This is a genomic window from Microbacterium tumbae, from assembly GCF_054780175.1.
The window spans coordinates 31,089-49,183 of sequence record NZ_BAAGWV010000003.1 but is presented as its reverse complement, the minus strand read 5'-3'; the positions used below and the strand labels follow the sequence as shown (position 1 = coordinate 49,183).

The 18,095-nt window shown below is 71.1% G+C and carries 17 protein-coding genes; 9 read left to right on the top strand and 8 right to left on the bottom strand.

Annotated features, from left to right (window positions below; all coding sequences use genetic code 11):
• Positions 1 to 18: 18 nt before the first annotated feature.
• The 4 genes from ACYVGQ_RS12140 to ACYVGQ_RS12125 all read right to left on the bottom strand — a co-directional run bounded on the left by ACYVGQ_RS12140 (position 19) and on the right by ACYVGQ_RS12125 (position 5,304).
• On the bottom strand, positions 19 to 3,027 hold the full coding sequence (locus tag ACYVGQ_RS12140; protein ID WP_460784902.1) for an AAA family ATPase: 3,009 nt from the start codon (positions 3,025 to 3,027) through the stop codon (positions 19 to 21).
• Positions 3,027 to 4,181 (bottom strand): exonuclease SbcCD subunit D, encoded by a 1,155-nt coding sequence (locus ACYVGQ_RS12135; RefSeq protein ID WP_460784901.1) that lies wholly within the window; start codon positions 4,179 to 4,181, stop codon positions 3,027 to 3,029. The genes ACYVGQ_RS12140 and ACYVGQ_RS12135 overlap by 1 nt, the downstream gene beginning before the upstream one ends.
• Before the next feature lie 265 nt (positions 4,182 to 4,446).
• Entirely contained in the window at positions 4,447 to 4,926 is a 480-nt protein-coding gene (locus tag ACYVGQ_RS12130) for a DIP1984 family protein (RefSeq protein ID WP_460784900.1), read from the bottom strand.
• A gap of 69 nt (positions 4,927 to 4,995) precedes the next feature.
• On the bottom strand, positions 4,996 to 5,304 hold the full coding sequence (locus tag ACYVGQ_RS12125) for a GNAT family N-acetyltransferase (RefSeq protein ID WP_460784899.1): 309 nt from the start codon (positions 5,302 to 5,304) through the stop codon (positions 4,996 to 4,998).
• Positions 5,305 to 5,628: 324 nt separating this feature from the next.
• Between ACYVGQ_RS12125 and ACYVGQ_RS12120 the strand changes: the two genes are divergently transcribed.
• The 6 genes from ACYVGQ_RS12120 (at position 5,629) to ACYVGQ_RS12095 (ending at position 10,424) form a co-directional block, all read left to right on the top strand.
• Positions 5,629 to 6,312, top strand: coding sequence for a winged helix-turn-helix domain-containing protein (locus tag ACYVGQ_RS12120; protein WP_460784898.1), 684 nt, complete (start codon positions 5,629 to 5,631; stop codon positions 6,310 to 6,312).
• Between the two features lie 65 nt (positions 6,313 to 6,377).
• Positions 6,378 to 7,322: a DNA-3-methyladenine glycosylase family protein gene (locus tag ACYVGQ_RS12115; protein WP_460784897.1), complete on the top strand. Its 945-nt coding sequence runs from the start codon at positions 6,378 to 6,380 to the stop codon at positions 7,320 to 7,322.
• A gap of 18 nt (positions 7,323 to 7,340) precedes the next feature.
• The gene (locus ACYVGQ_RS12110; protein WP_460784896.1) at positions 7,341 to 7,550 is read left to right on the top strand and encodes a hypothetical protein; all 210 of its coding nucleotides are present in this window, start codon (positions 7,341 to 7,343) and stop codon (positions 7,548 to 7,550) included.
• Between the two features lie 320 nt (positions 7,551 to 7,870).
• On the top strand, positions 7,871 to 9,040 hold the full coding sequence (locus ACYVGQ_RS12105; RefSeq protein ID WP_460784895.1) for an RtcB family protein: 1,170 nt from the start codon (positions 7,871 to 7,873) through the stop codon (positions 9,038 to 9,040).
• Positions 9,041 to 9,295: 255 nt separating this feature from the next.
• Positions 9,296 to 9,574: a hypothetical protein gene (locus tag ACYVGQ_RS12100; protein ID WP_460784894.1), complete on the top strand. Its 279-nt coding sequence runs from the start codon at positions 9,296 to 9,298 to the stop codon at positions 9,572 to 9,574.
• 46 nt (positions 9,575 to 9,620) lie between these two features.
• A complete protein-coding gene (locus ACYVGQ_RS12095; RefSeq protein ID WP_460784893.1) occupies positions 9,621 to 10,424 on the top strand; it encodes an acyl-CoA thioester hydrolase/BAAT C-terminal domain-containing protein in 804 nt (267 codons plus the stop codon).
• Between the two features lies 1 nt (position 10,425).
• Here ACYVGQ_RS12095 and ACYVGQ_RS12090 read toward each other — a convergent pair whose 3' ends face one another.
• Together ACYVGQ_RS12090 and ACYVGQ_RS12085 are read right to left on the bottom strand one after the other, a co-directional pair.
• Positions 10,426 to 11,877, bottom strand: coding sequence for an MFS transporter (locus ACYVGQ_RS12090; RefSeq protein ID WP_460784892.1), 1,452 nt, complete (start codon positions 11,875 to 11,877; stop codon positions 10,426 to 10,428).
• Positions 11,877 to 13,217 carry a M20/M25/M40 family metallo-hydrolase gene (locus ACYVGQ_RS12085; RefSeq protein WP_460784891.1) on the bottom strand — a complete coding sequence of 447 codons (1,341 nt, stop codon included), beginning with the start codon at positions 13,215 to 13,217 and terminating at the stop codon, positions 11,877 to 11,879. The genes ACYVGQ_RS12090 and ACYVGQ_RS12085 overlap by 1 nt, the downstream gene beginning before the upstream one ends.
• 303 nt (positions 13,218 to 13,520) lie before the next feature.
• Here ACYVGQ_RS12085 and erm point away from each other — a divergent pair, with 303 nt between their 5' ends.
• On the top strand, positions 13,521 to 14,294 hold the full coding sequence (gene erm, locus ACYVGQ_RS12080; RefSeq protein WP_460784890.1) for a 23S ribosomal RNA methyltransferase Erm: 774 nt from the start codon (positions 13,521 to 13,523) through the stop codon (positions 14,292 to 14,294).
• A gap of 198 nt (positions 14,295 to 14,492) precedes the next feature.
• Positions 14,493 to 14,780 (top strand): glutaredoxin family protein, encoded by a 288-nt coding sequence (locus ACYVGQ_RS12075; RefSeq protein ID WP_460784889.1) that lies wholly within the window; start codon positions 14,493 to 14,495, stop codon positions 14,778 to 14,780.
• Positions 14,781 to 14,787: 7 nt separating this feature from the next.
• Here ACYVGQ_RS12075 and ACYVGQ_RS12070 read toward each other — a convergent pair whose 3' ends face one another.
• Positions 14,788 to 15,717, bottom strand: a complete 930-nt coding sequence (locus tag ACYVGQ_RS12070; RefSeq protein WP_460784888.1) for a LysR family transcriptional regulator — start codon at positions 15,715 to 15,717, stop codon at positions 14,788 to 14,790.
• Positions 15,718 to 15,788: 71 nt separating this feature from the next.
• On the opposite strand from ACYVGQ_RS12070, the gene ACYVGQ_RS12065 reads away from it, so the two are divergent.
• A complete protein-coding gene (locus tag ACYVGQ_RS12065) occupies positions 15,789 to 17,519 on the top strand; it encodes an L-aspartate oxidase (protein ID WP_460784887.1) in 1,731 nt (576 codons plus the stop codon).
• 166 nt (positions 17,520 to 17,685) lie between these two features.
• On the opposite strand, the gene ACYVGQ_RS12060 is transcribed toward ACYVGQ_RS12065, so the two are convergent.
• Positions 17,686 to 18,072, bottom strand: a complete 387-nt coding sequence (locus ACYVGQ_RS12060) for a hypothetical protein (protein ID WP_460784886.1) — start codon at positions 18,070 to 18,072, stop codon at positions 17,686 to 17,688.
• Between the last annotated feature and the right edge of the window lie 23 nt (positions 18,073 to 18,095).

The window sequence follows — 18,095 nt, the reverse complement described above, 5'->3', positions numbered from 1 at the left end:
TGGGCGAAGAACGCGGAGCTACGCGAGGATCCGGCTCGGACCGGCGTCGGTCTGCTCGACCCGCAGCTGGGCGGGGATCTGCTCCTGCATGGCCTCGACATGGCTGATCACGCCGACCGTCCTGCCGCCGGCGCGGAGTTCGTCCAGCGCACGCATCGCCACCTCGAGGGTGTCGGCGTCGAGGGATCCGAACCCCTCGTCGATGAACAACGTGTCGAGCTGGATCCCGCCCGCGCGGGCCGTGACGACCTCTGCCAGCCCGAGCGCGAGCGCGAGCGAGCTCAGGAAGGTCTCTCCGCCTGAGAGGGACTGCGCGGGCCGCGTCTGGCCGGTGAACGCGTCGTGGACGACGATTCCGAGGCCAGACGCGGCGCCGCGTGCGGCGAGCGCGTCCGAATGCCGGAGCTGATAACGCCCGTCCTGCATCCGGATCAGCCGCCGGTTCGCCGCCGCGACGATCTCCTCGAGCTCCGCCGCCAGGACGAACGTCTCCAGAGTCATCTTGTGCGTGTTCGCCCCGCGCCCTGCGATCGTGTCCGCGAGGGACCTCAGCACCTCGTGCTCCGCCGCCTCGGCGGCGCTGCGCTCATGCGCCTGCGCCGCCGAATCGATCAGTCCGGCCAGCCGTTCGACGAGGCCCTCGGCGCGCGCGGCCGCATCCACCACCGCCTGCCACGCCGAGCGGGCGACACGCGACGCCTGCTCGACCGGGGCGAGATCGATGCTCTCCTCCGGGAGCGTCCGCAGCTCGAGCTCGAACAGGATCTCGCGCTCCTTCTCCCGCTGCACGCCGTGCGCGGTGATCCGGGACTCGAGCGCCTCCTGCTCCGCCGGGGAGCGGAGGGCCAGCTCGACGGCGCTCGCATCATCGAAGGCGGATGCTCCGAGTGCCGCATCGCGCTCGCGCGCGGTCTCCGAGAGCGCGGTCGAACGACGCGCGCGCTCGGCCATGGCTCCCGCCAGCGCACGGGCGGCTTCGATGCGAAGGGATGCATCCGCGAGACGTTCCGCGACGCTGCCGAAACCTCCACGGGCGTCCTCGATCCGGACCTGAGCCGTCTGCGTCCGCTGCTCGACGACGACCAGGGCTTCGCGCGCGTCGGCCAGCGCGGTGAGGGACGCGGTCCGCTGCGCCTCGAGCTCTTCCGAGCGTGCGGAGAGAGACGACACCCGCATGTCGAGCGCAGCCGCTCTCTCCGCCGCGTCGCCGGCCTCGCCGAGCGCTTCGGCCGCTGCGACGAATTCGGCCTCCGCGGAGGATTCCGACCGCCCGTCCGTCCGGACGGCGACGGCGGCGGCCTCGGCTCGCAATACCGACAGCCGTTCGGACGCCGAGCGCTCGACGTCGATCGCGGCATCGCGCACCGCCTCGGCCTCGTCCACATCGTCCGCCGAGACCGGATCGGCGTGCACGGCGGGCGAAGGATGCTCCGTCGACCCGCACACCGGGCAGGCTTCGTGAGCCACGAGCGACGCGGCGAGCTCACCGGCGATCCCGTCCAGCCGGCGACGACGCAGGGCTGCCAACGACGCCTGAGCGGTCGCGAGGCCCGTGCTCTCCTCCGCCAGCACGCGTTCCGCGTCCTTCACGAGAGCATCGATCCGCGCCTGCTCCGCCACTGCGGCACGACGAACGTCGGCGCGATCGCGATCGCGCTGCAGCTCGTCCCTGCGATCTGCGATGCGGCGCAGGGCATCGCGTTCGGCCACCGCCTCCTGAAGCAGTCCCGGCAGTTCAGCGCGCTCGACCTCATCGGCATCGATCCGCGCGGTCGCGGCAGCCACCCGCTCGTGCGCCGACTCGAGCGCAGCGGCGAGCGCCGGGGCCTCCCGCTCGTCGTCGGCGACGCTCTTCCATGCTCCGCTGAGACGGGTCAGCTCGGTCGCCCACTCCTCCAGCTCCTGGACGGTGGGCGCGGACAGATCGACGTCGAGCGCGCCCGCCTCCCGGCGGGCGATCTCCTCATCGCGTGCGGCGACGGCGAGCGCATCCTCGGCACGGGCGACCGCCGCCAGCGTCGCGCGCAGGCCCTCCGCCGCGCGCGCCCTTTCGAGCTCCTCGCGGATGGCCGTGATCCGGGGGGCCTCCTCGTCCAGAAGCTGCAAGGCCGCGCGGGCTCTGTCCCGTTCGCGCTGCGCCTTCTGCTCCTCGCGCGCACGGCTCAGGGCAGCGTCAGCGTCCGCCACCCTCTGCTCGGCCGTATCGCGTTCGGCCCGCGCGCGCTCGGCACGGTACTCGGCCCTGGCCAGCGCCTGGCGAAGGGCGGACAGCCGTTCATCGATCGTCCCGGTCCCCCGGGCCGCGAGATCTGCCCCCGCATCCGCATCGTCGTCGGAACGCCCGCCCTGGGGATCGGACGTCGTGATGACGCCCTCCGCCTCCTCCACTCGCGCGATGACGGTCGCGAGTCGCGCGCCCAGGGCGTTCTCGGATGCCTTGCGCCGATCCTCGAAGCGGGACTGCACGTCCTCGAAGCGCTCGGTGCCGAAGAGCCGCCGCAGCAGCGCCTGGCGCTCCTTGCTGTCGGCGAGGAGGAACCGTGCGAAGCGGTTCTGCGCGAGCAGGATGACCTGCAGGAACTGGCTCTGAGTGAGCTGCAGGATCTCGTCGAGCTCACCGGCCACATCCACCGCCCGCGCCGCACGGCCGATCCACGAGTCGCCCGCCCATTCCTCCAGCGACACCGACGAGGCCTGCTTGGTCATTCCCCCGCCGCGCCTGGCGGGCCGCAGGTACTCCGGCGAGCGCGAGACACGGAACCGTCCAGCGGTCGTCGAGAACTCGACGACGACCTCGCTGATGTCGTCCGGCTCGCAGTGGTCGCTGCGCAGCCGCTTCTCACCGCCCTCGTAGCGCGGCACCCCGCCGTACAGGCCGAAGCAGACGGCGTCCAGGATGCTCGACTTGCCCGCACCCGTCCGGCCCGCGATCAGGAAGATGCCATCGTCGGCGAAGGCGTCGAAGTCGACGCTCTGGCGCTCGCGGAACGGGCCGAAGCCCTCGACCTCGAGACGATGCAGCCGCACTAGACCAGCGCCTCGGCGACGGCGCGCTCGTCGAGGATCTCGCGGATCAGCTCCCGCTCGCGTTCGCTCGGGCCCTGACCCTCGCGCACATGCTCGAGGAACGCCGCGATGCGCTCAGGATCCGTCGTCGCCGCGGTGAGCCGCTCCGCGTAGGAACGCTCGGTCTGCTCCCGCACGCCCTCTGGCCGGTGCTGCACCATCGCACAGTAAGGGAACCCCGCCTTGAGGCGACGCATCGGCTCGGACGGGGGGAGCGCGTCCGTGTAGATCGCGCACACCCAGTCGTCGGCATGCCGGGCGACGTTCTCGGGCGCGAGGATCTCGTCGAGCGTGCCGGTCAGAGTGACCAGCCGACGCGGAACGGGAAGCTCCAGCCAGGAGACCTCGGAAAGGCCGTCGGCGTCGAGCTCGACCAGCCAGGATCCCCGCGGCTTGTGCTGCTCGCCGAAGCTGTAGTGCAGCGGAGCCCCCGCATAGCGGATCCGCTCGCTGAGCCGCTGACGCCCGTGGATGTGGCCGAGCGCGACGTAGTCGGGCCCGTCGAAGACGTCCAGCGGCACGACGTCCAGCCCGCCCTGGCGTACCTCGCGCTCCAGTCCAGCCGTGGCATCCACCCCCGCGGCGAAGCAGTGCGCGATCGCCACCGAGCGGCCTTGACGCGCCGCCATGCCCTCGCGCACGAGCCCCATGGCGTGGGCCATCGTCTGGGCCTGCGTGCGCAGGCCCGCATCGGGCCAGTGCCTCCGGACGATCGCCGGCTCGAGGTACGGGATGCCGTAGAAGTGCACCACGCCGTGGACGTCGTCGATCGTGACCGGCTCCCCGATCGCCGTGGGATCGGTCAGCACGTGGATGCCGTCGCGGAGCAGCCGCGCCTGGAAGCCGAGTCGCGCGGCGGAATCGTGGTTGCCGCTCGTGACGACGACCTTCGCGCCCGCGTCGTTCAGGGCGGCGAGCGTGTCGCCGAGAAGCGTATAAGCCGAGCCGGCGGGAGTCGCGGAGTCGAACACGTCGCCGGCGACGATCACGACGTCGACGTCGTTCTCCCGCACCTGCCGCACCAGCGCGGCGAGCACCTCGGCGAGCGCCGTCATGGTCGATGAGCCATGGAAGGTGCGGCCGATGTGCCAGTCGGAGGTGTGCAGGATTCGCATACTCACACGGTACGAACCGCCACCGACATCGCCTGACAGGCATGCCGCGGGCATCCGGCATCCGGACGCCCGCGGCGGCGACCGCAGGAGCGGAAGATCCCCTGACCCGCCCTCGTCGCGACGACCGGCACGTGGTGATGCGGAATGCGCTGTGCGCCTTCACATGTCCTGCGTGCGGGGCTGCGCGATGCGGGATCCGGGCTGCCCTCCGCCCGACAGTGCCGGAATTGCCCCTCCGGCTGGGGATGTGCCCGCTTCGCCGCGACTACCGACTTCCGCTCTGCTCCTCCAGGTCGTTGTTCCAGTTCGCCTGCTGGATCCTGTTGTCCAGCTCGCGCAGCTCGCGCGCGACCTCGTCCGCCTCTGCGCGCAGCCGGCTCACCGGCAGCGCCGAGACCTGCCTGAGCTCCGACCGCATCTGCCGGAAGCCCTGATCGGCCCCGGACGCCGCAGCGGCCGCATCCGCGAGGAGCGAGTGCCGCAGACGCAGGACGTCCCTGGCGGCGAGGGCGTCGGTCATCGTGCCGTCCGCGCCCAGATCGAGCCGCGCGTTGGTGGCGTTGATCCGCCGGATGAGATCCCGCAGCGCGCCGAGGGCGGCATCGACCTCGACGAGAAGGGAGCCGGCGTCCTCCGCCGGCTCCTCGCCCTCCTGATATCGGGCGTTCGCGACGATGCGGGCGCGGAGCTGCTCGATGCGGCGCTGCAGATCGGCGCGAGCGGTCAGGGCCTCGGCGAGTCTCATGTCCTCATCCTGCCAGCCCACCGCCGGATGCGTAACAGAGCGTCATACATCGCCGAGCTCTGCTATGGCCTATCGGCGGCGCAGCAGCCCCTTGTGCTCGGGGTGCGCGTCGAACCAGTCGGCGACGTACCAGCAGACCGCGTCGACGGCGCGATCCCCTCGCGCCTCCAGGTCGGCGACCGCACCGGCCACGACCCTCGCAGCATGCCCCGATCCGCGGAAATCCGGGATCGTGAAGGCTCGCGTGAGCGCCACCGTCCGGCCGTCGTCACGATAGTCGAGGACGCTCACGAGCTGTCCGTCACGGGTCAGCGTGTAGCGCGATGCGTCCCTCTCGTCCGTCAGGAGGAAGCCGTCTATCAGCACGGAATCGGTCACGCCACCACGTTACGCCCGCACCGGCTCGCCGGCCCCGTTTTGACACACGGCGACATGATCAGACATAATCCCCCCATGACCACCAACGCGCGCCCTTCGTCCGCCCAGGAGGCGAACAGGACTGCCGGGATGATGATGCCCGGTCGCGTTGGCATGTGTTGCCGAATGTGCAGCTGACTCCCGCACACCCGCCCTGCTCGGCCTTCGCCATCTGCGACGCCTGAGCTCCCGAGCACCCACCTGCGTGCTCGCTCTCGGCCCTCAGGGTCTTCCGCAACGCATCCGAGCCGCATCGGCTCACCCTCCCGCAAGGACTCCATCATCATGTCGAACACCGTCCTCCTCGACCGCCCCGCCCTTCGCACCGCCACCGGCTCCGAAGAGCCGGCCACCGCCGATCTCCCCGCCACGCGCTCCCCTCGCGGATTCGCGCTCTACGTCGGACTCGACGAGATCAAGGCCGCCGAGGCGGGCGTCAGCCTTCCGCTCCTCGTCGACGCTCTGCGCCGCACCCTCGCCGAGCTCGCCCCCGCCGCGGAGACGCACGCCACCGTGGCGCTCGCCCCGCACGGCGCCGGCGGCCGCGACCTCGACGTCGTCCGCCTCGCCCTGCAGGAGCCGGGTGCGATCGCCCGCACCAAGGCCGCGGAGGAGGAGGAGAACGAGGAGAACGAGGGCGTCGTCGTCGACATCTCCCGCAAGCGCGTCCTCATCGACGGCGAGTCCGCCGCATTCACCTACAAGGAGTTCGAGCTGCTGCAGTACCTCGTGCTCCGCGAGGGCCGCACGATCGAGCGCACCGAGCTCGTCTCGGCGCTGTGGCAGTCGCCGGACGACGAGACCCCCGGCGAGCGGACCATCGACGTGCACGTGCGGCGCCTGCGCGCCAAGCTCGGCCGCTACGAGGACATCGTCCGCACGGTGCGCGGCGTGGGATATCGCTTCGACCGGCACGCCGATGTCGTCATCCGCTACGGTCACGGCACTCCCTCGCCCGACCGCTTCTGATCCCCGGTCCTGGTCCGCTCGTCCTGCGGGCCGGCCGTGTCCGCGCCTCCGCGTAGGGTGAGGGCATGTCCTCGATCGCGGATGCCGCAGCCCCTGCCGCACCGCTCGAGACCGTCTACCACCCCTCGCGACCGCTCGACCTGCTCGGCACCGTCCGCGTGCTGATCCGCGGGCCGAAGGATCCGACGATGCTCGTCGACGGGACGACGCTGTGGCGCGCCAGCCGCACTCCGGAGGGCATCGCCACGCTCGCGCTGCGCCCGCTCGCCGGCGAGGTGCGGGCGGCGGCATGGGGCCCCGGCGCCGCCTGGGCTCTGGCGCAGCTGCCCGCTCTGTGCGGCGCCGCGGACGACGACACCGGCTTCGACGTCTCCGCCCATCCGATGCTCGCCGAGGTCGCCCGGCGCACCGCAGCCGTGCGCCTCACCCGCACCGACCTCGTCTTCGACGCGCTCGCAAGTGCCGTCATCGAGCAGAAGGTCACCTCCTTCCAGGCCTACGGCGCCTGGCGCGTGCTCGTCACGCGCTTCGGCGAGCGTGCACCGGGTCCCGCACCACGCCCTCTGCACGCTCCCCCGTCCGTCGAGAGCTGGCGAGGCATCCCCTCCTGGGCCTGGCACCGCGCCGGCGTGGAGCCGCCCCAGTCCCGTGCCATCGTCCGGGCCGCGGAGCGCGGGGCGCGCGTCTCGGCCGCGGCGCTCTCCGCCGAGACGGGAGCCGACCGCGCCCGGGTGCTCACCAGCCTTCCGGGGATCGGGGTGTGGACGGCGTCCGAGACGCGCATCCGCGCCCTCGGAGATCCGGACGCGGTCAGCTTCGGCGACTACCATCTCGCCCACGAGGTCGGCTACGCCCTCGCGGGCGAGCGTGTGGACGACGAGGGGATGCGAGAGCTGCTCGCCCCCTGGACGGGGCACCGCCAACGGGTAATCCGCCTGATTCTCGCGAGCGGGATCCGCGAAGGGCGCCGCGGCCCTCGGCTGGCTCCTCAGGATCACCGCAGGCACTGACGCCGCTAGGCTGGCCCCATGGCGGCGACGAAGAGGCAGCGATGGACGTGGCTCGGCGGCACGGTCGTGCTCCTCGCCCTCGGCGTGGTGTTCGGGCTCATCCTGCAGAACGTCTGGCTGGGGCTGCTGCTCGCGGCCATCGTGTCGATCGGATGGCTGATCGCCGTCGAATCCCGCAAGGGCGACAATGCCGGCGTCAACGACGAGTCCCACGGCATCGAGCTCTGACCGCCCGCCCTCCTGGAACCGGGAGGAGTCGTCCGCGATCCGGAAGGTTGACGGCGCGCGTATCCTTCGCCTATGGTTGCAAAGCTGTGCCGACCGGCGCAGCACGCAGCCGAGGAGACGACGGATGACCGCCTTGCGGAACCTCCCCATCGCCGCGGTCGAGGCCCTTCAGCAGAAGCGCAACGACCGCTACGAGTCGTACCCTCCGGCGCGCGCCGTGTGACAGCATCCGCTCTCACCAGGCCCCGCACCGTCAGGTCCGGGGCCTTTTCTCTGCGTTCCCGACCTGTGGCTGACACATCGCACAGAGGAAAGGAACCATGGAGAGGCTCTCCGCACGGCTGCTGTCGTGGGCGTCCCTGATCGACGAGAAGACGCTCGATCAGGCGCACACCACCGCCCGCATGCCGTTCATCCACCCGCACCTGGCGCTCATGCCGGACGCGCACCTCGGCAAGGGGGCGACCGTCGGCTCGGTGATCCCGACGCTCGGGGCGATCATCCCCGCCGCCGTTGGCGTCGACATCGGCTGCGGCATGATCGCCGTCCGCACGCCGTTCACGCGCGAGGACTTCGAAGGGCGCGACCTCGCCGAGCTGCGCGAGCAGATCGAGCGCGCCATCCCGCTGTCGGCCGGGCGGTACAACAACAAGGTCGTCGCCACCGCGCAGCCGCGGGTCGCCGAGCTGGAGGAGCGGGCGGAGAAGGCCGAGTTCGCCCCGGAGCGCTACGCCAGGAACTGGCGGCTGCAGCTGGGGACGCTCGGCTCGGGCAACCACTTCATCGAGGTATCGCTCGACGAGCAGGACCGGGTGTGGATGTTCCTGCATTCGGGTTCCCGGGGCGTGGGCAACAAGATCGCCGGTCACCACATCGCCGTCGCGCAGCGGCTGGCGAAGCGCTGGTGGATCGATCTGCCCGACCCGGATCTCGCCTACCTCGTGGAAGGGACGGAGGAGTTCACCCGCTACATCAGGGAGCTGCGGTGGGCGCAGCACTTCGCCCTCCTGAACAGGGAGGAGATGATGGACCGGGTCGCCAGGCAGGTCTCCGAATTCCTCGGAGCGCCGGTCGTCGAGCAGGAGCGGATCAACTGCCACCACAACTTCACGGAGTCGGAGATGCACTTCGGCAAGCGGGTGTGGGTGTCGCGGAAGGGCGCGATCCAGGCGGATGCCGGCAGACCGGGGCTCATCCCCGGATCGATGGGCACGGCGTCCTACGTCGTGGAAGGGCTCGGCGACCCGCTGTCGCTGAACTCCTCGCCGCACGGCGCGGGACGGGAGTACTCCCGGTCCGCGGCCCGTCGGACGTTCACGCACGAACAGCTGAGGACGGCGATGACGGGCATCGAGTTCCGCGACACCGACGCCTTCATCGACGAGATCCCGCAGGCGTACAAGCCGATCGACCGGGTGATGGCGGATGCCGCCGATCTGGTGTCGATCCGGCACACGCTCCGCCAGATCGTCAATGTGAAGGGCGACTGAGCCGCCTGCGGAGCACTCGGTTCATCACGCACCGTGGCGGTGCGTCCCACGAGGGCGCGCCGCCGTGGTGCGTGACCGTTCCGGGTCCTCCGTGGCGGACGGGGAGACCGACGCATCCGATCACGGGAGCGCGACCCGCCCTGCACCGCTCGGCTCTTGAAAAACTTCTCCACAGACGACGTGTATACGGTCGGTTCGCCCGCCCGCGCCCTGGCAGACTGCTCGAATCGGTGCGACGATGAGGAGGTGGGATTCATGGACGACGCGCAGATCTGGGCGATGATCGGAGCCTTCACCGCTCTGATGCTCGGCATGCTCACCATCGTCTCCACTCTCTTCGTCCGCGTCCTGCGCGCCGAGATCGGCGGCCTCCGCGGCGAGCTCAATGGACGGATCGATCGTCTCCACGGCGAGATGAATGGACTGCGCGGCGAGATGAACGCACGCTTCGATGCCGTGAACACGCGGATGGAGGGGCTGGATCGAGATGTCCAAGCCCTCGTGAAGCGCACGTTCGGCCTCGACCGCGACTGACGCCGGCGGAGACACGGCAGGATCGGTCTGCCCGTAGGCTCGGATCATGCCGCTCGCACCGGAAGACCGACACGACGCGTTCCCGGCATCCCCTCGCGGAACCGGGGTGCTGCTGCTGGCCGGATCGAGCGGGCGGATCGAGAGCGAGCGCGCAGAGCTTCTCGCCGAACACGGCGCACGGGTGAGGGCGATCCGCTGGTTCGGCGGACGCGGTCAGCGACCGGCGCCCCACGAGGTGCCGATCGAGCTGTTCGTCGAGCAGCTCGAAGAACTGCGGCGAGACAGCGACCGGATCGCCGTCGTCGGCACGTCCTTCGGTGCCGAAGCCGCGCTCGTCACCGCATCCGTCGCCGCAGTGGACGCGACCGTCGCCTTCTCGCCGTCCTCCGTCGTCTGGTCCGGTCTGTCGGACGGGGAATGGTCCTCGCACTGGACCTGGAATGGCGCTCCTCTGCCCGCCGTCGCCTTCGACCCGAGTTGGGAGCCGGACGCCGATCCTCCGGAGTACCTCTCGCTGTACGCCTCCAGCCTCGCCCTGGAGCCCGCAGGCAGCGCTGCCGCGGAGATCCCGGTCGAGCGCGTCGGCGGCGATCTGCTCCTCACGGCCGGCGGCGATGACCGCGTCTGGCCGAGCTCGGTCTTCGCCGCCGCGATCGCCGATCGACGCCGGCGCCACGGCCTGGAGACGATCGTCGTCCATCATCCTGCCGCCGGGCACAGGGTGCTCCTGCCCGGCGAGCGACCGGCCGGCGGGGGCGTGCGGATGGCACGCGGCGGGACTCCTGCGGCGGACGCCGAGCTCGGCGCTCGGGCCTGGGCCGAGCTGTCCCGCCTGCTCCGCCTCCGATGACTCAGGGAACGGGAGTCGCCTCCGCCCGGTCGGTGAAGGCCTCCTTCGGCACGAGCACGAGCAGGGCGGCCGCGACGAGCGCCGTCACCCCGCAGACTATCCACACCGTGAAATAGCCCGCCAGCGAGCCGGCGGTGCCCTCGGCACCGGTCGCCGCCGAAGCGACGCCGTTCAGCAGCGCGATGCCGAACACGCATGAGGCGATCGCCCCGCCGACCGTCTTCACCGAGTTCGTGAGCCCGGTCGCGACGCCGGTCTGCGTGGCGGGCGCCGCCGCCGCCGCAGCCGCAGGCAGAGCAGCCACGAGAGCACCCGAGCCGAGCCCCGCGATCACCATGTTCGTGACGACCTGGAGGTAGGTGTCGTGGAACGGCAGGAACAGCAGATAACCGATCCCCACGAGCAGCGATGCCCCCATGAGCGTGAGGCGGGGCGTCGTCAGGCGCGCGATCCGCGGGTAGGCGAGAGCCCCCGCGATCATCCCGATGAGATAGACCCCGATGAGCAGCGACGTCATGAAGCCCGCTGTGCCGAGGCCGTAGCCGTAGACGTCCGGATCCGTGCGCGCGAACGTGGACAGCGGCGCCTGCGCGCCCAGCACGCTCACGCCGAAGAGCCCGGCGGTGAGGAACACCGGGCCGAGCGCCGGCGAGCGGAACATCCGCACATCGATGAGGGGATCATCGCACCGTAGCTCCCACCGCACGAACGGGATGACGAGCAGCAGGCCGAGCACCACGACCGCCCAGGACCACGGGCTGACGAGTCCGCCCTCCAGCCGCAGCAGGCTCAGCCCGCCGGTGAAGCAGAGCAGCGCGAGCGAGATGAGCACCAGCCCGACGGTGTCGAAGACCCCTCCGGTCTGCTCCGGAGACTCCTTCACCCCGAAGAGGATCACGAAGAAGCATACGACGACGAGCAGCGCGGGGATCAGCAGGACCACCGTCAGCGGGAGGGCGTCGATGAGCGCACCGCCCAGGAGCGCGCCGCCGATCGCGCCGATCTCGAGGGCCGCGACGAGAATGCCCGCCGCCTTCGCCGTGATGACGGAACGACCATCCATCCGCCGCGACCGCGACCAGATCAGGGCGATCTCCAGCGGCAGCCAGACGACGTAGAAGCCCATCAGCGCCCAGGCGGCGAGGAACACGGCGAACGAGTCCGTGAACGGGAGCACGAGCCCTGCGAGCGCCGTCAGAGCGGTGGAGATCAGCAGCATCCGCTTGTGCCCGACCATGTCGCCGAGCTTCGCGAAGGCGGGGACCACGAGAGCCGAGAGCATCAGCTGCGCACCCTCGAGCCAGTTCACGTCCGCGTCGTGGATGCCGAGATGGCGGGCGATGTCGGTGAGCATCGGAGTGTAGTAGCCCTGAAGCACGCCGCTCGTGAACTCGACGAAGGCGAGGAAGCCGACGACGGAGGCGAGCGCGCCGATGGAGGCCGCCCGCGTCATCACGCACCTCCCAAGCGCTCGATGAGCGTGCGGTGGAAGACCTCGCCCCGCTCGAGGGATGCGATCTCCACCCGCTCGTCGACGCCGTGGATGCTCGCCCGCTGCGCCGCCGACATCCTGAGCGGGGCGAAGCGGTACACCTCGGGCGAATGCCGGTGGAACCAGCGGGCGTCCGAGGCCGCCATCATCACATACGGCACGGCGGGGACGCCGGGATAGGCGGCGGCGAGCGCCTCGCCGAGGAGCGCGAACTGCGCGTTGTCCGCATGAGATTCCGGGGAGGGATCGCTGCCCTCGATGACCTCGACCGTCACCTTCGGATCGTTCACCCTGCGGCGGACCCGCTCCGTGACGCTCTCGACCGTCTCCCCCAGCGCGATGCGCAGGTTCAGCGTGGCGGATGCCTGCGACGGGATGACATTGGCCGCCGTGCCGCCCGCCTGCATCGTCGCGGCGACCGTGGTGCGCACCATCGCGGCCGGCTCCCCGCCCATCGCGGCGAACACCCGCGCGGTCAGCGGCGGCACGGCGCCGAGCACGCGCAGCAGCAGCCGCGCGGCTCCGGATGCCTGCAGCGCGAGCGTCGACAGCATTCCTGTGACGGCCTTCGGCGCCCTGGGCCGGAACGTCGACGGCCCGAGACGGTCCACGGCACGCGCGATACGGCGGACGGCCGTGTACTCCGGCGGTGCCGAGGCATGTCCTGGCTCGTCGCGCACCGACAGCGACAGGCTGACGATGCCCTTCTCGGCGAGCCCGATCATCGCCGCATCCCCCTTCGCGAACGACAGCGGCGCGTCGACGACCGCTCCCCCCTCGTCGAGGACGAGCCAGGGACGGATGCCGCGCTCGTGCAGCGTTCGCGCGATGACCCGCGCGGCGTCGCCGTAGGTCTCCTCATTGCCCCCGAAGGAGAGATAGACGTCCCTGGCGGGGGCGAATCCGGTCGCGAGCAGGTTCTCGACGGCCTCGATGACGACGATCAGCGGCCCCTTGTCGTCGAGCGTGCCGCGCCCGTACACCCATCCGTCGGCGATGCGTCCCTCGAACGGCGGGTACGTCCACGGGTCGCTCTCGTCGACGGGGACCACGTCGTAGTGCGCCATCAGGACGACCGGATCCGCGGACGTAGCGCCCTTCCAGTGCAGCAGCAGCCCGAGATCGGTGTGCCGCTCGAGCTCGAGCGCGGCATGCGTGAGCGGATACAGCTCCGCGATCAGCGCGACGAATGCCTCGAAGGGCCCGGAGCCACGAGCGTCGAGCTCCGCGGACACCGTCGGCAGCTGGATCATCCGGGAGAGGCGCTCGGCGATGCCGGGGCGCGCGATCGTGTGGGTCACGTCGTCATCGTATCCACCGGCGCCCTTCGGCGTCGTGGGCTCATCGACGCGTGGCGGCAGGAGCTCGATGACAGGAGACGCCGCGCGCACGGCTACACTGGCCGGCATGGGCTCTTTGATCACCGGCGCGCTGAACGATGCGCGCTGCCTCGTGTTCCGCGACCGCCGCGCCTGACGGCGCGTTGACGGTCGCATAACGCCGCTGCGCGTCGTCGTTCCGGATGCCATCGCACCCGGAGGCGCGTTCGTCGTGCTCTCGCACGCCCGCAGCCGGGTGCTCCTTCCTTCGACTGGAGCGCACCAATGCCCACTTCCCTCCCCTCTCCGCACGCCCACGGCGGAGGCCGACACGAGCTCGGCCAGAACTTCCTCATCCATCGACCGACGCTGCTGCGCATCACCGCGCTGACCGCGTCGACCACGGGCGCGATCCTCGAGATCGGCGCCGGTGACGGCGCTCTCACCGAGCAGCTGGCGGCCCTCGGCCGCGACCTCCGAGCGATAGACATCGACGAGCGCCGCGTGCGCCGTCTCCAGGCTCGGATCCGCGGAGCGAGCGTGCAGCGCGCCGACGCGATGCGAGAACCTCTCGACCGGCCGGTGATCGTCGGCAACATCCCGTTCCACCTGACGACGCCGTTGCTGCGTCGGCTGCTGGACGCCGAAGGCTGGCGCCATGCGATCCTGCTCACCCAGTGGGAGGTGGCGCGCAAACGGGCCGGCGTCGGCGGGTCGACCATGATGACGGCGCAGGCGGCGCCCTGGTTCGTCTTCCGCCTGCACGACAGGGTGCCCGCCCGCTGCTTCCGTCCCGTCCCCGCCGTCGACGGCGGCATCCTCACCGTCGAACGCCGGCGGGAGCCGCTGCTCGATCCGCGGGAGCGGCGGCGATTCGAGCGCTTCGTGGCTGCGGTTTTCCGCGGACGCGGCGGCGGCCTCCGGCAGATCCTGCGCAACGCACAGCATCCGCCGTCATCGGTCGAACGCGCACTCGGCATGGCCGCCGTCCGCCGCACGGCCCTGCCGCGGGATCTGTCGCCGGAGCAGTGGGCGAGGCTCTGGACCGCCCTGCGCTGACGGCCGAGCTCGCCGATCCCGCTGCCCGGCGGGCATCGGCTTGATCGGCCTGCTCGTGAGCCTGTGCGCCAGAACACGTCCGGAAAACCCAGAGCATCCGCTTCACCCACGGCGCGTCGCCCCGCCGACACGCCGTGCCGAAGGCGCGGGCTCTGGGATTCCCGTCAGCACCGCCCCGGGAACAGCGCGACGCGGAGCATGGTTGCATCAGGCATGGAGCTGACCCTGGTGACCTCGGCCTTCTGCGGCGCCTGCGCACGCACGCGGGCGACGCTCGCCGACGCCGTGCGGTTCCTGCCCGGCGCGCGCATCACCGAGATCGACGTCGCGCAGGATCCGGATGCCGCCGAGGCCCTCGACATCACCTACACGCCGACGGTGATCATCCGCGATGCCGCCGGCGCGCAGGTGTTCCGTGCCGAGGGGGTCCCCACGGTTCCGCAGGTGCTCGCCGCGGCGGTGAAGGCGCTCCCCCCAGAGGCGTGACCGCGGGCTATCCGGCGAGGCGGAGCGTCTCGGGGGATGCGGCGGCGAGATCGGCCGCGCTCGAGAGGAGCACCTCGCGCATCGCGGACGCCGCTCTGGTGGGATTGACGTCCGAGCGATGCGCGATGCTGATGGTGCGGTGCAGCTGCGGAGCATCCAGACGCACGGCGCGCAGTGCCGGCCGATCGACCAGCACCGTCGCCGGGACGACCGCGACGCCCAGGCCGCGCTCGACGAAGCGAAGCACGGCATCCATCTCGGCTCCCTCCACGACAGGATCGGGCCGCAGCCCGGCCGAGCGGAAGGCCGCATCCGTCGCCGCGCGCAGATCGTAGCTCTCCGCGAAGGAGATGAGCGGCAGCTCGGCGAGCTGCTCCAGTCCGATCGCGGCGGCGGGGATCCCCGGCCCGACGGCGGAGAAGGCCACCACGAGCTCCTCGAGCAGCAGCGGCGTTCGGACGAGCGCCGGCCCCGCCTCCGGGAGCCCTTCGGACACGGTGATCAGCGCCAGGTCGAGGGCGCCGGCCGAGAGCTGCTCGATGAGCAGATGCGAACCGCCCTCGACGAGCTGCATCTCGATGCCGGGATGCGCTGCATGGAAGGCGCCCATCGCCTCCGCCACCAGACTCACGCAGAGGGTGGGCGTGGCGCCCAGCGACACGCGTCCCCGCCTCAGCCCTGCGAGCTCGGCCATCTCCCCGCGGATCGCGTCGGCGTCGGCGATCATCCGGCGGGCTCGGGGAAGCAGGGTGCGCCCGGCCGGGGTGAGGGCGATGCGTCCGCGCGCCCGGTGGAAGAGCTCGGCGCCCAGCTCCTTCTCCAAGGTCGAGATCTGCCTGCTCAACGAAGGCTGGGCGAGGTGGAGGCGCTCCGCCGCACGGGTGAAGTGGGCGATGTCCGCGACCTCCACGAAACCGCGGAGCTGTTCCAGGTTCATGTCGTCAGCCTATCGTGAAGAGACTCATAATTCATTGGAGTAATGATCAGCGATTTCCTAGCGTGGAGGTCATGACCACTCGCGAACGTCAGATCTCGACCACCGTCCTCGTCATCGGCACCGGCGGCTCCGGCCTCCGCGCCGCCATCGAGGTCGCCGAGCACGGCGTCGACGTCCTCGCCGTCGGCAAGCGTCCCCGCTCCGATGCGCACACGTCCCTGGCGGCCGGCGGCATCAACGCGGCGCTCGGCACGATGGACGCCGACGACACCTGGCAGCAGCACGCCGCCGACACCATCAAGGAGAGCTACCTGCTCGCCCATCCTCACACGGTCGAGGTCGTCACGCGAGGAGCCGAGCGCGGCATCCGCGATCTGGAGCGCTGGGGCATGGACTTCGCGCGCGAGGACGACGGCCGGATCTCGCAGCGCTTCTTCGGTGCGCACACCTTCCGCCGCACGGCTTTCGCCGGCGACTACACCGGACTGGAGATCCAGCGCACGCTCGTCCGACGAGCGGAGCATCTCGAGGTCCCGATCCTGGACGGCGTGTACATCACCCGCATCCTCGTGAAGGACGGCGTCGCCTTCGGCGCCTACGGCTTCGACCAGGCGGACGGCACGCGGTACCTCATCCACGCGGATGCCGTGGTCCTCGCCGCAGGCGGCCACAACCGCATCTGGCGGCGCACATCCTCCCGGCGCGACGAGAACACCGGGGACTCCTTCCGGCTCGCCGTCGACGCCGGCGCGCGTCTGCGCGATCCGGAGCTCGTGCAGTTCCATCCCTCCGGCATCATCGAGCCGGAGAACGCCGCGGGAACGCTCGTCTCCGAAGCGGCGCGCGGCGAGGGCGGGATCCTCCGCAACGCCCTCGGCGAGCGCTTCATGTCGGAATACGACCCCGAGCGGATGGAGCTGTCCACCCGCGACCGTGTCGCCCTTGCCGCCTACACGGAGATCAAGGAGGGGCGCGGCACGGAGAACGGCGGCGTCTGGCTGGACGTCTCCCACCTGCCGAGGGAGACGATCATGACGCGTCTCCCCCGCGTCTATCAGACGATGCTCGAGCTGCAGATGCTGGACATCACCACGGACCCGATCGAGATCGCCCCCACCGCGCACTACTCGATGGGCGGCGTGTGGGTGCGTCCGGAGGACCACGGCACCGATGTGGACGGTCTGTACGCGATCGGGGAGGCCTCCAGCGGCCTGCACGGCGCGAACCGGCTCGGCGGCAACTCCCTCATCGAGCTGCTCGTCTACGGACGGCTCGTCGGGCAGGCCGCGATCGCGCACGCCGCCGGGCTCGACGCGCAGCGCCGATCCGCGGATGCCGTCGCCGTCGCGCGCGCGGAGATCGACGATCTGCTCGCCGCCGACGGACGCGAGAACGTCCGCGCCCTGCAGCGGGCGATCCGCAACACCATGACCGAGCACGCCGGCGTCGTCCGCTCCGAGGAGGGGCTGAAAGCCGGGCTCGCCGAGCTCGACATGATCGAGGGGCGCATGGAGGACATCGGCATCCACCCGGACATCGCCGGCTTCCAGGACCTCGCGCATGCCTTCGATCTGAAGGCGTCAGCGCTGGCCGCGAGGGCGACGATGGAGGCCGCCCTCGAACGTCGGGAGACGCGCGGCTGCCACAACCGCAGCGACTTCCCCGACACGGATCCGACGCTGCAGATGAACCTCGTCTGGTCTCCGGCGACCGGCGTCACGCGCGAGGAGATCCCGCCCGTCCCCGCGGAGATCGCGGCTCTCATGCGCGACGTCGACACCGCGGGCAAGCTCGTGGAGTAGGTCGCGCGGACGCCACCGCGCCCTCCAGGTCGCAGATTCCGCTCTCCTGCGGCATCTGTCACCGTCCAGGTCGCAGAATCCGCGGTCATTCTGCGCGCAGAGCGACCGAATTCGCGACCTGGACCCCGACGATCGCGACCGGGACGCGCGATGAGCGCGGCGAGGATCAGGAGGCCGCGGAGAGAACGCCCTCCGCGGAGGCCCACGGCGCGGCCTTGGCGGCGGGCGAGAGCGGAGCAGGACGGCCCTGGAGCGCCCGGAGTGCAAGGTCGACGCGTACGACCACACCGCGCACGAGGAAACCGAGCCCGACGAGCACCGGCAGCACGGCCACCGCGGCGAGCACGGGCAGCCAGGACTCCGAGAAGAGGAAGGCCAGGCTCAGCAGGACGCCGGTGAACCAGCCGCCGCCGGCCGCGGCCAGCATCCCGCCGGCATCGCGCAGCACGGCGACGAGTCCGAGCACGCCGCAGATCACCGCGACGGCGAGCCCTGCGATCCCGATCGGCTGGAACAGCGCCGACAGGTCGTTGATGACGGCTTCCGTGTACACGTCGCACCCCTCCGATCCAGGGG